The organism is Ignavibacteriota bacterium (assembly GCA_016716225.1).
Taxonomy (GTDB): domain Bacteria; phylum Bacteroidota; class Ignavibacteria; order Ignavibacteriales; family Melioribacteraceae.
This window is the reverse complement of record JADJWT010000001.1, coordinates 3,530,611-3,546,937: the sequence shown is the minus strand read 5'-3', so window position 1 is coordinate 3,546,937 and position 16,327 is coordinate 3,530,611. Positions and strand designations below refer to the sequence as shown.

Sequence of the window (16,327 nt, the reverse complement as noted above, 5' to 3'; positions counted from 1 at the left end):
AATTATGAAGAAGAAATACTGTAAGCAAACCATACTCTTTTTATTTATTATTTTAACAAGTACTTATGCACAGGAATCAGCAAAACACTCATTTGGGCTGACTGCATCATTTTCAGGCGCACAATTAGATATATTGTTCCCAATACGAATTGGTGATCAATTTACATTATCTCCAGGAGTAGGAATAGCAAGTTTTGGTAATAATTATACCGAATTACATCTATCAATAGCTCCCAAAATTTATCTCACCCAAGGAGTTGTAAAACCATTTTTAGGGGGTCGGGCTATTTACTTAAATTCCACACCGGAAAAAGGTGATGCTGTTACTGATTATTTGGTTGGGTTACTTGGTGGTGGTGAATATTTTATTGACGAACAGTTTAGTTTTGGAATTGAAACACAATTAAATTTCAGTATTTCAGATATTAAATCATTAAGATTTGGCAATCCTGATGAAGTAAATATTAATACGGCAACAATAATATTTTTATCCATTTATTTTTAGATGAAACCTAACAAACAAATCCCCGTTAAAACAAGCGAGTTGGCAACCCGACCCCCGATGAATTGGGGCAAGCTGCTTCGCTAGTTTGGGTTTGGTTTGTAAATAGAAAGTATGAAAGTTCATTTAAATATTTTGTAAAAGTGAAGTGCAATTTAGAAATCCGTCAGCTAACGGATAACGGAGCATCGCGGTAATACAAACAAATAAGGTGAAATATGAAAATAATTATTAAAGAAATATTTTGGACATTAATTAGCTTTACAATTTTTGTTCTTTCGTTTAACAGTGGTTTAGGTCAAAATAAATTTGATAGTTATAATTCAATTCAAGCAAATTCCATTGTTGATAGTATTTATTTAGTAAGGCAAGTAGAAAATCCTCAACAATATAAACTGGATTATTATGAAAATGGTTTGTTAAAAAATCTTACGATTGAGCAGTATGATTTGTATAATGGACCACAAACAGTTAGAAAACAATTTAGTTATGATTTTAATAACAATATAATTTCAGAAATATATGAAAGGAATAACGTATTTATTTGGCGAAAATCTTTTTCTTATAATAATGATAACCATTTAATTTTATATCTACTTGAAGGATGGGTAAATCAAGAATGGGTAAAAGAGTCTAGAACAACTTATGTTCTAAACCCAAATGGAAAAACAGATATTATTTTATATGAAAATTGGAATGATAACAAATTGGAAAATTCTACTCAAAAATTATATTCTTATAATGAATTAGATCAATTAGTATCAATAGAATATCAAGATTGGAACAATGAAAACTGGAGTAAAATTTCCAAAAATATTTTTGTTTATCAGTCCGATAAAGTTTCATCTGAAATTATTTATTTATGGAATGGAGAAGATTGGCAATCAAATTGGAAAACAACATTTCAATATGCAAATTCTGGAAAAGACTCAATTATAGTTGAAGAATATTCCGATGGACAGAACTTCTATAATCGGACAAGGAAAACAAATAATTATAATATCAATAATTTTCTTCAATCAACTTTATATGAGGAAAGTAATGATACTGGCTGGAATTATACTTACAAAGAGTTATATGAATATGATGAAAATGGGAATAATATTTCATATCTAAAAGAACATTGGGACGGTGAAAATTGGGTAAATAGTGCAAGATTTGTACAAACATTTGATGCAAATAATAATATTATACAATTTGAATCAGAATTTTGGGATGGCAGCATTTGGAAACCACTTGATTATGAGTATAAATTTAAAGATAAAAATGGAAATAATCTTTTAATGATTTGTGCGAGCTGTAGTTTCTATTATAAAAATATAACATCAAATATTGATGAAAAAAATAAAATAGAAATATTCAAGTTATTACAAAATTATCCAAATCCATTTAATCCTAAAACAATAATTGAGTACTCAATTCCTAATCAAACAAAAGTGAGTATAAAAATATATGACCTTTTGGGAAATGAGATATTAACGTTAATAAATGAAGAAAAAGGAGTTGGAAGTTATAGTTTAGAATTTGATGGTTCAAAATTATCAAGTGGAATTTATTTATATAAAATGCAGACAAGTGGATATACTGATACAAAAAAATTATTATTATTAAAATAAAAATGTTTGTATAACAAACAAATCAACCCGACCGCCGTTTTCACTTGGCGGAATTTTGTAAAAAGTTGGTTTGGAAGTTTAACTAAAGTTTTTTGTTAAAGTGAAGTACAATTCAGAAAAGTTAGTCGCAGTTTTTGTAAATGAAAAATAAAAACTGCTCTTTAAAATAAACCATTCGTTATTAAGTAAAATTGTTGTGTTGGGCGGACGGGTTATCCGTTAGCTAACGGAGCCACGCCGTTATTTGCTTTGATATCTAAATATTTACAACATATTAAAAATTGAGAATAAATTGAAAAAATCCGATATAAATCCAATGCCAGAATATTTTGATAGATACATCAATTTAGTAGAAAATATTGAGTTGGACCAAGCTTTTTTAAAAAGTTTAAAACAAATAAACTCTTTAAATATAAATCAATTTTCTCAACTAAAAGGTAAAAGATACTTACCTGAAAAGTGGACAGTAAATGGTATTATACAACATATAATTGATGTTGAAAGAATTTTAAGTGTGGGTGTTTTACGATTTGCAAGAAATGAAAGTAAATATGTAATTTCATTTAATGAAGACGAACTTGCTAAAAATGCAAATGCAGAAGGAAAAATAATATCAGATTTGATTGATGAATTAATTATTGTTAGAAAAGCAACAATATCTCTTTACAAAAGTTTTGACAATTCTGATTATTTCAAGACCGGTATTAACTGGAAACATGCAATAAGTATACTTGCAATGGGTTTCAATATTATTGGACATCAAATTCATCATATTAATTTCATTGAAAAAAACTATTATCCATTAATTAAGATTTAATTTGAATAAAATATATAAAGCACTTAACCAACAAATGCCATTAACCACTTTTCAAAAAATAAAATAGGCTAAAAAATGGATTTTCAAATTATTAGGAAAATAATAAATTCTAGTATGGTCACTTTCTTTTTGAATAAAGACAAGGTCTTTATTGCGAACTCGACCCGACCCCCGATGAATCGGGGCAAGCAGCTTCGCATTATACTGGTTTAATTAGTATATTAGGGTTAGAAAGTATATTCTAAATTATAACTTGCCTTCTTTATAAACGTCATTGACCATAAAACCCATCGACAAACGAATCTCTAGGTAACACGTTATTCTGCATTTGGGACTCTTTCCTATTTTCGATGCGAACCCCCGGGTATCTCCACATATCAAAGTACAATTAACTAAATAAAATAAATAACTAATTCATTAAGACCAGTTCTGAAGGGAATAATATCTCATTGGGGCTGGTCTTTTTTCATTTTAATGGAGAAATAATTATGTCACATTTAATGAAGCAACCAGTTAATCTTGTTAAGTCTAATATCTCTCAAGGTAAATACAGAAGTCATTTTTTTGATCTATCTCAGTTTGGATTAAACGAAGTGAGTTCAGTAGTATGTTTTTTGATCAGAATAAGGAACTTGAAGAATTAAGTTTCTAAGGCTGGATATTCAATCACTATAAAATCTTGGTGATAATATCAGTTTATAGACCGAATTTCTTCGTTTCATAATTTATCTTTGAAGTTCAGCCAATCTAAAAATTCTTACCTTAATAACAGCTTTACAGCAATTGTTTTTTAAGCTCTGCTGATTGAGTGATTTATATCAAATATACACAAATTACTTTTACTATATTACATCAAATAATACAATTAATAGTATATTGAATTTAAATAACTAAAAACTTATGTTGTAATAAAAAAGAAAGTAAATTAAATGTAATTACAAAAATTATAAGAATTTCTTCTTAGAGATATTATGAAAATACTTACATCAATTCTAACCTCGCTTTTGCTATTTAATACAATTTATTCTCAAACACCAGGAACAATAAAATGGGAATTTCAAACAAGAGGAAATGAAATAACATCACCGGCTATTGATGAAGATGGAACAATATACTTTGGTTCAAGCGATAGTAGTTTATATGCGTTAAATTCAGATGGTTCTAAAAAATGGGAATTTAAAACTGGTGGTAGTATTACTTCATCTCCGACTATTGGGGAAAATGGCACGATTTACTTTGGATCACATGATCACAAAGTATATGCCATAAATCCGGATGGTATAGTTAATTGGGAGTATGAAACTGGAGGTAAAATATATTATTCTCCAGCTATTGGAGAAGATGAAACCATATATATTAAATCTTATGATAAGTATTTTTATGCATTTAATTCTGATGGATCAATAAAATGGACTTATTTACATAATGATTCTACTACTGAAAATTTTAAATGGCTTTTTAGTTCAGCAATAATAGATGAAAGTGGTCTCATTTTCTTATATCTACAAGCAAGTAGAAAATTTATTGGATTAAATTCAGATGGAAATATAAATGATAATGTGTTGTCAAACGTTGATATTTTATTTAGAGGAATTATTGATAATGATAGTTGTTATTACCGTTCCTTAGCAGATGGAGATGGTGAAGGAGATTATTACTGGTTTGCATCAGACGATAAAGATTGGAAAAATAGATGGAGTAATGATTCTTATTTATACTTTCCTATAATGGGAAATGACGAAACTATTTATACCATTAAAAGAAATAGTAAACTTTTAGCACTTAATTTTGATGGTGAAGTTAAATGGGATGCGGATATAAGTTTATATGATTGTGCCCCTTTAGCCATGGATAGAAAAGGAAATCTTCTTGTTCCGCAAAGTGGTGGAAAACTTACGTTAATATCAACAACAAGTACAGGATTAGCAGACAGTCCATGGCCAAAATTTAATAAAGATTATAAGAATACCGCAAGAGCGGAAAAATTTCCAAATGCTATTGTTGCCGAAAATTTTATTTCAAAAAAGGATCCTGGCATTATAACTCTCGATGCATCTCTATCAAATGATAAAGAGGGGCTACAATTATCTTTTTTATGGTCAGTAATAAAACAACCTGAAGGAAGTTCAATAGTCCTAACAGATTCAACTTCTCCCAAAATTGAAGTAAATATTCCGTCATTTAGAGGAGAATTCTTTTTCAAAGTTAAAGTTATAAATAGTAAAGAAAAATATTCAACCAATGTTGTACACGTTAGTACATTACACAAACGGCAATTATCATGGGACAAAAATTATTCGGCAATTGGTTTGGATAGTACCATATATTATTTTGATGATTCAAAATACTATGCAATTAATCCTGATGGAACAACAAAATGGGAATTCAGTTTATTTGATCCATATTATTTTAATCCTACGAATATTTCTGGTGCATCAATCGGAAATGACGGTACAATTTATTTTGGTACAAGTGCTGATTATTTGTATGCAATAAATCCAAGCGGAATTGAGAAATGGAAATTTAAAACTGATGGAGGTTTCAGAAATGCCCCAGCAATTGGTTCTGATGGAACATTATATTTTGGAACTTGGGCAAGAAAGTTTTATGCTTTGAATTCAGATGGTACAAAAAAATGGGAGTATGAAACTGAACATCACATTGAGTCCTCTCCTTCAATTGAAAATGACGGGACAATTTATATCGGGTGTAATAATTTATATGCTTTTAATCCAGATGGCTCCATTAAATGGAAAACATCAATTGGTGGATTTTTCGGTTCTTCACCAGCCATTGACATAGATGGAACTATTTATATGGGATCCGGAGACCATAATATGTATTCAATAAATCCGGATGGAACAATTAAATGGAAATTTTTAGCAGATGATGGAATTTATTCATCAGCAGTAATCGGTGTCGATGGTTCATTATATTTTGGAACTCAAGGGGGTACTTTTTTCGCACTAAATCCAGATGGCACAAAAAAATGGGAATTTGATGCAAATAGTACAATTTATTCTTCTCCAATTATAGGAAACGATGGGACTATTTTTTTTGGTACTTACGATTCTGGAGGCGAAGTTAAATTTTTTGCGTTTAATTCTGATGGGAAAAAAAAATGGGAATACAATTTTAATTTTGGACGTCAATTTAATTCTGCAATTGGAAATGACGGTACTATTTATTTTGGTAATTATGCATTGTATAGTGATTGTACAGGTTTGGCTGATACTCCGTGGCCAAAATCTTCAAAAAATAATCAAAACACTTCAATATCTACTCTTAATCCATTAGCTCCGCAAGCTTTTGTTTCACAGAATAATTTTTCAATGAAATATGGAACAATTATTTTGGATGGTTCTCCATCTTATGATCCGGATGGCGATAACCTAAATTTTAAATGGAGTATCTTTAAAAAACCAAAGGGATGTATTGTAAACATAAAGGACTCAACTTCAGCAATTACTGAAGTAACAATTCCAAAAATACCTGGAATATTTATTTTCGTGTTAAAAGTTACTGATGATAATGACGGAACATCATATACTAGTGTAACTGTAAATAATGAGAACAAATGGGAGTTTTCTCTACCTTATGAGTCAAGATTTTCTCCTGCTATTGATTCAGAAGGGAATATTTATGTTTCTGCTAATCAAATTTTATATTCAATAAAACCTGATGGAACCTTAAAATGGGAGTTAGATATAGGAAGTGAAATAAGATGTCCTCCGATAATCGACCAAGATGGATGGATTTATATAACAACCTCTGACTGGAAATTACAAGTAATTAATCCTAGCGGAATTAAAATTTGGGAATTTAAAGATGTAAATAATCATCCACCTGCGATAGGTTTTACCACTATTAATTCGTTGGAAAATGAAAAAGTAATTTATATTGCATCAGCACCGTGGAATTATGAAATGTATGCTTTAAATAAATCAGGAGATATTATTTGGACATTTCAAGCAGGTGGAGAATGTTATTCACCTTCAATTGGTGAGGATGGAAGTATTTATTTTGGCTCAAGAGACAAAAACATATATGCATTGAATCCAGACGGTTCTGAAAAATGGAAATATTATACCGAAGAACAGTTTGAAGCTCCTTTTACTTCACCGGCAATTGATAAGGATGGTTCCATATACCTAACATATTATCATGGTACTTTTTATGCCCTTGATTCAAATGGTACTTTAAAATGGAAATATGATAACGAATCATCCGTCTTTTATGAATCTTCTCCAATAATAGGAAATGATGGAACACTTTATATTATGTCAAATAATGGAATTCTTATTGCATTAAATCAAGATGGAACTAAAAAATTTGGATTTGATACTGATTTTTATTCCGGATATTTTACTCCCACTATTGGAAAGAATGGAAATATATATATAAATTCATTAGGTTTTTGCATGTTAAATCCTAATGGAGAATTAATTTATAAGTTTGATTTACCTAATAATAGATATTCTTCTCCAACAATAAATAATGACGGAACAATTTATACAATTTCCGGGAATTCACTTTATGCATTAGAAACTGAGTGCAAAGGTTTAGCAGATAGTCTTTGGTCAAAGATTGGAGGGAATAAATTTAATTCCGGAATGTCTCATTATATTATTCCTGGTTTTTCTGTTGATTCTTTATCAGGTAATATTCCTTTTACTGTTCAATTTTCTGATACTTCTTACGGTAATGTTTTTAATCGGCATTGGGATTTTGGAGACGGACAAACCAGCACTGAAAAAAATCCAGTTCATACTTATGCTTATCCGGATTCATTTACAGTTATGCTTATTATTTCAAATCCGAGTAAATCAGATACATTAACAAAAGAAAATTACATTGTTGCATTAAACTCAACCGGAATTGCTGGAAATACAGATCTTCCAAAAGAATATAAATTATATGAAAACTATCCCAATCCGTTTAATCCTGAGACAAATATAGAATTTGACGTAAAAGAAGCCACAAAAGTAAAGTTAAAAGTATATAACATAACCGGACAGTTGATAACAACAATAGTTGATAAAACAATGGAAAGGGGACATTATAAATATCAGTTTAACGGTAGTAATTTATCAAGCGGAATATATTTCTACAGAATTGATATGGGCAATTATACATCAATTAAAAAGATGATTTTGATAAAATGATAAACTTAAGTTAAGGTTTCATATGAAAACTCAGCTACACTTACTATTTCTAATTATAATAATTTTCTCTTCTATCTGCTTTGCACAAGATAGTTTGTTTAGAACAATTGTTCAAGAATTTTCCATAACTGCAGAGGAAAATCAACCAAATTTTGTCCAAAGAACACTTATAAATATTAATAGTAATAGTGATAAATATATTTTAGTGTGGTATGAAAACAGAAATTTTAGTTCAAAAATTTACGCCCAAATTTTTCTCAAAGAAGGAATTTCGCAAGGTTCAAATTTTGTTGTAACAGATTCAGTAGTCAAAGAATTTAATGCACCAGAAATAGTTATAAATCAAGAAGGCGAATTTACCATTCTTTGGTATCAATCAGACGCTAGTGGGAAAATAATGATGCAGAAATTTGATAAACATGGAAATAAAATTGGGAATAATACATGTTTAATCGATTCGGTTAATGGTTTAATTAGTATTTCTTCAAATCTAAAAGGGAGTTTCGCAATAACCTATACAGATTACAATTATAAATCATGTATTGCAAAATATAATTATGAATGCACAGAGATTAAAAAAGTAAGTGGTATAAATAATTTTATATATAAAATTTGTTTATCGGAAAATGAAGATTTGATATCACTTTCACAAATTGAAAATAATATAAAAATAAATTCTTTTGATGAAAATTTAACTTTTATAAAAGAACAAAAAATATTTAGTGCAAGTGGTATTATTAGTATAAATAATGTTGATTCTTCAAAATTTGCTATTTGTTGGAAAGATATGACCAATCATTTTTATATTCAATATGTAGATTCAAGAGAGTATTTATCGGACAACCAAATAGTTTTAGAAATTGAAGGACGTCCTAAAATTGTATTTTTTGAAGATGGTAATTTTATTGTTTTTCAAATTATTAATATGAACATCGGTGGAGAAGATAGTGGTATAATATATGGGGAATATTTAAAATATCAAAAGTTCAACCATGATGGGCAAAAATTGAGTGATTTAGTCAATTTAAATTATTTTAGTTATCCATATAAATATGGTAAGTACTATTATAATTTTATTCCTATAAATAATGACAAAATTTTATCTATTTGGAATGAGCATAATAATATTTATTTGCAAAATATACTTGAGTCAAATAATGTTAAAAATCCTATTTATAAAATAACAACGAATGATTCTTATTCATTTCAACAAAATCATGATTTTACTATATGTAACAATGGAGATTTAATAATAGTATATGAAGAAGATAGAAATGGATTTGATGATGTATACTTACAAAAATTAGATTCAATGGGAAATATTCTTGGAAATGGTCATAGCATTTCTGAAGATTCTGTAAAGAATATTAAAAAATCACCAATGATAGCTTCATCTTCTAATGACTACATAATGATATGTTGGGTTGAAAGTATTAATGATGAAGAAAAAATGTTTGCACAAATTCAAAATTGCAATTCAGAAATAGTAATAAATAAATTTGAAGTTTTATCTTTAAGTGGAATAGAAACAGTAAAACTAAATTCTTTCGAAAATAAATTTATTGTTAGTTATAATAGTTCAGAAGGAATTATTTGTAGAATTTATTCGCATGAAGGGAAACATTTATATACTAATCTTTTCAATAATTATATTGAAAACATTGATGAAAAATTGAAAAATTGGGATATCGGAAATACAAAATTAGGTAAATATCTTTTCTATTATAATTGTTATGATACTTCAGAAAATATCAATAGAGTATATGGTCAATTTGTTGATTCCTTAGGAAATAAATTAGGTGAAGTTTTTCAGATAAATTCCAATGAAAATTTATTTGATATTTCTGATGAAAACACTGAAAAAATTCCAGTAAGTTGGTTAGATAAAGATAATGAATTAAATTTTAGAATTGTTTTAAGTGATGGTCGTTTTTATTCAACTGTCAATTATACTGAACCATGGCGTTGGGGCGGAGGAGGTTTGCCTACAATTGCAATCGACGAAAATAAGAATTTCATTAAGTACAATAAAACACATTTTCAAATATTTTCTGATAAAGGGGAAAAAATTGAGAGTGAAAATGAAATTTATGATTTGCCAATCAGTTATGATTCAGCTACTCCAGTTTACAAATCAAAAATTATTTTTAAAAATAACAGATTATATATAGTTAGAGAAGATTTATTTGAGTTATTTGATTTTGATATAAAAGTTAAAATATTAGAATTGACGAAAAAAATAACAAATCTTGAAGGTATTCAAAATGTATTACCAACAACATATGCTCTTTCACAAAACTATCCCAATCCATTTAATCCAACTACAAAAATAAAGTATGCAATTCCTCAAAACGAAAAAGGTGAAAAGATAAATGTAAAAATTATGGTTTACGATATTTTAGGTAAAGAAGTTGAAACACTAGTAAACGAAAATAAATCACCCGGAAATTATGAAGTAGATTTTGATGCAAGTAATTTACCGAGCGGTGTATATTTCTATAAACTACAAGCCGGTGACTATATTCAATCACGAAAGATGCTATTAATTAAATAATTTATCATAAATATTTATAATCAAGATTTAGCCCTTCCCATTAAGAAGGGCTTTTTCTTTTTAAACCAATTCACTAAATCACAATATTCATTCAAGGAGCATCCTATGAAACAATGCATTAAAACAATCACTTGGAAATTTAAAGATACAAGTGAAACATATCCAGAATTAAAGGATAAGCAGGTTAAAATCACGTCACCATCAACAATCTATGAAAACTTCTATTTTCTATTTGCAGGAGAAGTAAAAGAAAGGTTTGTAGTTTTTGGTTAAGCTCTAGCAATAAAGTTATAGGGTTTGAGATAATATCAGAAGGATTATTAAACAGCAGTTTAGTGCATCCAAGGGAAGTATTTCGAGGAGCTATTGTAGCAACATGTGCAAATATAATTATAGCTCACAATCATCCATCAGGAAATCTGGAGCCATCTCGAGAAGATATAAATATTACAAAGAAATTAGTTGAGGCAGGCAAAATTGTAGACATATCAGTTTTAGACCATGTCATATTTACGGATAATGGATTTACATCATTTGTTGAAAATGGAATAATTTAATTGAATTATTAGTATTAATATAAAAATAATGGTTTGTTAAAATTCGCTGTTTAAATAAATAATACATTTTGTCCTATACTTAATAAATAATTTATCTAAATCTAAATATTAATATTGACAATAATTAAAATTATATGCACAATATATGAGTAAAATATTCCTACTTCGCGAGAGCAATAATCTAGATTATTGTATAGAAAAATATTCTTCTTATAAATCCAAAGACATTCTCTCCAGCTGCAGATTTTTGATAATGTAAATATCAAAAGAAAAGAGAATCAAATGAAAAAGATTATTACTTTTTTAGTATTCTTAACCCTTACCAATACTTTTCAAATTCTTGCTGATTTTCCAATAAAGTCAGGAATAAATTCTGAAAATAACACTGCAATAGCTTACAACTCAATAGCCCATGAATACCTTGTTGTCTGGAGTGAAAATATTAAAATGGGGAGTTTTTATGTAATTGGCCCGATCATGGGACAGCGGTTGAACAAAAATGGCAATCCCATTGGCAGTGCATTTACAATATTTTCATTGGGGACTCTACCTGATGTGGCTTACAACTCGCAAAAAAATGAATATGTAGTAGTCAGTGCCTACCTCAATATTGTTAGCGCGCAGCAAGTTTCAAACACTGGTAATCTGTTAGGAAGTCCGTTTGAGTTAGTCTCTGGATTGCCAAGCTGGCCGCGTATTGTTTATAACTCACTTTCCGGAAGATATCTATCAATTTCTTCATACATAGACGAAACTCCACCTTCATCGAGCAATTATCTTCTTAGAATCCTTTTATCAACTTTTTCAATAGATAATCAGCAATATTTTGTTCATACCACACGTCAGTGGGAGGAGTCGCCAATTGGAAATGAATTTGACCAATCCCGTTATGATCTGGCTTTTGCTCCAATACAATCTCCAGAAACTCCTAACGGTAGATTTCTCCTTGCTGTACAAACACATACTGGAATAAATTTAACTATGCTCGATAGTGATGGTGGTCCAATCGATGTTGTTTACGATCCTCAAAGTCAGCAGTATTTTAGATACATCCCATTCAGCGAGGGTAGTGTAGTTGGTGGTGAGTTTAGCGTGGATGTTTCTTTCGGAATGAAAGCAGGCTACAATTTACCGGGTCCAGCGTTTTTTGTCGTTTGGGGAGATAACAATAACACCTGGGATGGACAAGAATGGTCCGGAATTTACGGCAGTTTTGTTAATCCTTACAAACTTGATTATTTAACAACCGACCCGGTACAGGATAATTCATTTCCTATTTCAGCTATTTATGATCATTATGCTTATAATACTAAAGAATACGCAAAGTCATGGAAACCAAAAGTCGCTTACAATAATGCTGGTCAGAAATTTATGGTAGCCTGGAGAGAAACACCGACTACTAATTCACAAAATGATACCAAAGTAAATCATATCAGAGCGGACAAAGAATACACAGGAGGATCGTTTTACACTCCTAATTTTATTATTTCAGCTATAAGCGGTAATGAAAAGCCAAAAGAACCGGCAATAGCTGCTAGTACTATAAATCCAACCGCACTCATAACCTGGGATGATTACCGCACTTTTTCAACGACTGATTGCGATATTTACGGTAACCTTTATTCAATTCCTTCCGTACCATCAATAACAGTAACCAAACCCAACGGGAGAGAAAATTTGTTCATAGATACAGAATATGAAATAACTTGGACAAGCTATGATTATTCAAACCCTGTAAGAATCGAATATTCAACTAACGGTGGAGCTACATATATTGAAATTGTAAACTCAACAGCTAACGATGGTTCATTTTTATGGAATATTCCATGTACTTTATCAGATTATTGTGTTGTAAAGATTTCAGATGCGACCGATAGTGATCCTTTTGACCTTAGTGATCAAGTATTTTCAATTACAACAACAAAGAAGGTAGTTACAAACAAAAATGATTCAGGACATGGTTCACTTCGACAAGCTATTATTAATGCAAATAATACCGCTGGCTCTGATACAATAATATTTAAGATACCTGGTAATGGAGTTCACACAATTCAACCGTTCTCTGAGTTGCCGGAAATAACTGATCCGGTTTTGATAGATGGATTTTCACAGCCGGGCAGCAGTCCCAACACCAATCCAATTTTTCAAGGTTGCAATGCATATTTGAACATTGAGTTAGATGGAACTAATGCTGGTATAGCTGATGGATTAATAATCAGTTGCGGTAACAGTGTAGTAAGAGGTTTAATAATAAATAATTTCTCTATTGGAAACGGAATATTATTAACGAATGTAGGTCATAACATTATCGAAGGAAATTATTTAGGTACTAACTATAATGCAATCAGCATTGCTAAGAACAATTATGGAGTTCGAATTTTTAGCGACGGTAATCTTGTAGGGGGAACAGAAGCATCTGCAAGAAATATTATTTCGGGAAATGATGTTTGCGGTGTTTCGGTTGAAGGGAATAATAATTTGGTACAAGGTAATTTTATAGGTACAGATATTACTGGTCTCAATTCTCTTGAAAATCAAAGCGGTGTTTTAGTCTACAACAAATATGCAAATGTATCTGGAAATAAAATTGGTGGTACTTTAACTGAAGCCCGAAACTTAATTTCTGGAAATCAGCGTGGTATTGTTATTTCTTCAGCAGTAAATAGTAAGGTGGAAGGAAATTTTATAGGTACGGATATTTCGGGAACCAATTCATTACCAAACACTGATCAAGGAATTCATTTACTTGGTGATAGTCTGAATGTTATAGGAGGAACTGAATCCGGTTCTGCTAATTTAATATCAGGTAATTTTGGTAATGGAATATTAATTGAATCAGCTAATAACAACACGATTGAAGGTAATCTAGTTGGAGTTCAATTCAATGGCACCAATCCTTTGGGAAATAAAAAAGCAGGGATAATGATAACTCGTGGAAATGCATCGGATACTACATGTCTAGGAAACCGTATTGTATGCAATCACATTAATCACAATGACAGTTTAGGAATCAATTTAGATGGGGGAAATGAAAATACAAATGATGTAACCTTTAATGATGCGGGTGATAATGATATTGGTTCCAACGATCTTCAAAACTATCCCGTTCTAACACAAATTGAAGTTGATATTGCAACATTCGTTACAGGTTCACTTAATAGTACGCCTAACACAACTTATCGCATTGATTTCTATTCAAATCCAGTTGGTGATCCTTCGGGTTATGGTGAAGGACAAACACCAATTGGCTGGACAGAAGTAACTACTGACGCTAACGGTAATGTTGATTTTTATGTGTCGATCGGCACTGTTGTTCCAGCTGGCCATGTAATTACTGCAACTACAACTGATCCTGTCGGAAACACATCGGAGTTTTCTAATTGGATTAAAACTCCAGCACCAACAACATATGTAGTCAATAATACAAATGACTCAGGAATTGGATCACTAAGACAAGCCATTATCGATGCAAATAATAATCCAGGACTAGATTCTATTGCTTTTAATATTCCTGGAACCGGACCTTTCACAATCCTTCCAAACACAGAACTGCCTACGATAATTGATCCAGTTATTATTGATGGCTATAGCCAACCAGGAAGTCATCCCAACATCTATCCGTTTTCTGAAGGTAGCAATGCAGAAATTAAAATAGAATTGAGCGGTACCAGTGTTTCGACTCTCTCACCAGGATTAAATATTAAGTCCGATAACTGTACAATCCGTGGTTTAGCTGTAAATAGATTTGATTCAGGTATTCAACTATCCGGTGGAGAAGGACACAAAATAGAGGGCTGCTACATTGGTACAGATATAACTGGATCGGGAGCGCTTGGTAATGGTGTTGGTATCAATGTTGACAGTTCTAATTATAACCAGATAGGAGGCGAAAATCCTGAAGCCCGTAACCTCATTTCTGGCAATGGTCACGGAATATATTTTTTAGGCTGTATGAATAATAATATTCAAGGTAACTATATCGGTACGGATGTCTCGGGCTTATTACATCTTGCCAATACAATTGGAATTGTAATTCACCACTCACAGTCTTGTTTAATTGGTGGTGCAGTAGATGGATTAGAAAATATTATTTCAAATAGTATTACACAAGGCTTATACTTGTCACAATCATCGTATAACATAATACAAAACAATTACGTTGGTCTTGATCGCACTGGTACTACTAAAATAGGAAACTCTGATGGTATTCAAATTGAGCTGGGATCTAATAGTAATTACATATTTAATAACAAAATTGGCGGTAATTCGCAAAATGGTCTAGTATTTATGGATGATTCAAAATACAATATTGTTATAGATAACTTCATTGGAACTGATGAAAATTGGCAATATGATCTTGGTAACGGTTTAAATGGGATCGTCCTTGCTGGTCACTCACTATTTCCAGATTACAACTCATTTGAAAATAACCGCATTGTGTTTAATGGCGGGGACGGAGTTAGGATTGAAAAAGGTAAATATAATTCCTTAAGCAGGAATTCAATCTCAAAAAATGGCAGCAAAGGAATTGAGAATATTGATGGAGGAAATAACGAACTTACTCCACCCGTTGTGCTTTCAGTGACTAAAACTGAAGTAACAGGTACTACAAGTCCGAGTTATTATGTTGAAGTCCTTGCAGATGATCAAGATGAAGGAAGATACTTCCTTGGTTCAGCCATTGCTGATGGAACTGGAAAATTTATTGTTGCCTTGTCTGATACTGCACCGGCTCCTCATATCACTGCAACATGCACTGATAGTGAGGGTAATACATCGGAGTTCAGTTTTCCCTTTGTTGTTACGAGTATTGAAGTTGAAAAAAATAGAATCCCAACTGAATATTCATTGTATCAAAACTTTCCTAATCCTTTTAATCCAACAACAAAAATAAAATATTCTATTCCGATAGACGAAAAACCTCAAACGTCAAACCTAAAATTAGTAGTTTTTGATATTCTTGGAAGGGAAGTTAAAACATTGGTTAACGAAAACCAAAGATATGGAAATTATGAAGTAACCTTTGATGCAGGCCATCTCAGCAGCGGAATTTATTATTATCAAATAAAAGCTGGTGACTTTGTTCAATCAAGAAAGATGCTATTAATTAAATAAT

Annotated in this window: 8 protein-coding genes; all 8 read left to right on the top strand. The window is 30.7% G+C overall.

Annotated elements, in window-relative coordinates:
• The first annotated feature begins 4 nt into the window (after positions 1–4).
• The 8 genes from IPM32_15420 (at position 5) to IPM32_15385 (ending at position 16,326) form a co-directional block, all read left to right on the top strand.
• The gene (locus IPM32_15420) at positions 5–505 is read left to right on the top strand and encodes a hypothetical protein (GenBank protein MBK8946644.1); all 501 of its coding nucleotides are present in this window, start codon (positions 5–7) and stop codon (positions 503–505) included.
• Between the two features lie 215 nt (positions 506–720).
• On the top strand, positions 721–2,118 hold the full coding sequence (locus IPM32_15415; GenBank protein MBK8946643.1) for a T9SS type A sorting domain-containing protein: 1,398 nt from the start codon (positions 721–723) through the stop codon (positions 2,116–2,118).
• Between the two features lie 292 nt (positions 2,119–2,410).
• Positions 2,411–2,935: a DinB family protein gene (locus IPM32_15410; protein MBK8946642.1), complete on the top strand. Its 525-nt coding sequence runs from the start codon at positions 2,411–2,413 to the stop codon at positions 2,933–2,935.
• A 971-nt stretch (positions 2,936–3,906) separates the two neighbouring features.
• The gene (locus IPM32_15405) at positions 3,907–8,100 is read left to right on the top strand and encodes a PQQ-binding-like beta-propeller repeat protein (GenBank protein MBK8946641.1); all 4,194 of its coding nucleotides are present in this window, start codon (positions 3,907–3,909) and stop codon (positions 8,098–8,100) included.
• A gap of 787 nt (positions 8,101–8,887) precedes the next feature.
• Positions 8,888–10,654, top strand: a complete 1,767-nt coding sequence (locus IPM32_15400; protein MBK8946640.1) for a T9SS type A sorting domain-containing protein — start codon at positions 8,888–8,890, stop codon at positions 10,652–10,654.
• 105 nt (positions 10,655–10,759) lie between these two features.
• The gene (locus tag IPM32_15395) at positions 10,760–10,927 is read left to right on the top strand and encodes a hypothetical protein (protein MBK8946639.1); all 168 of its coding nucleotides are present in this window, start codon (positions 10,760–10,762) and stop codon (positions 10,925–10,927) included.
• Positions 10,885–11,211 (top strand): hypothetical protein, encoded by a 327-nt coding sequence (locus tag IPM32_15390; protein ID MBK8946638.1) that lies wholly within the window; start codon positions 10,885–10,887, stop codon positions 11,209–11,211. Before IPM32_15395 ends, IPM32_15390 begins: the two co-directional genes overlap by 43 nt.
• Before the next feature lie 282 nt (positions 11,212–11,493).
• Complete coding sequence (locus IPM32_15385) at positions 11,494–16,326, top strand: right-handed parallel beta-helix repeat-containing protein (GenBank protein ID MBK8946637.1); 4,833 nt, start codon at positions 11,494–11,496, stop codon at positions 16,324–16,326.
• Position 16,327: the final 1 nt, after the last annotated feature.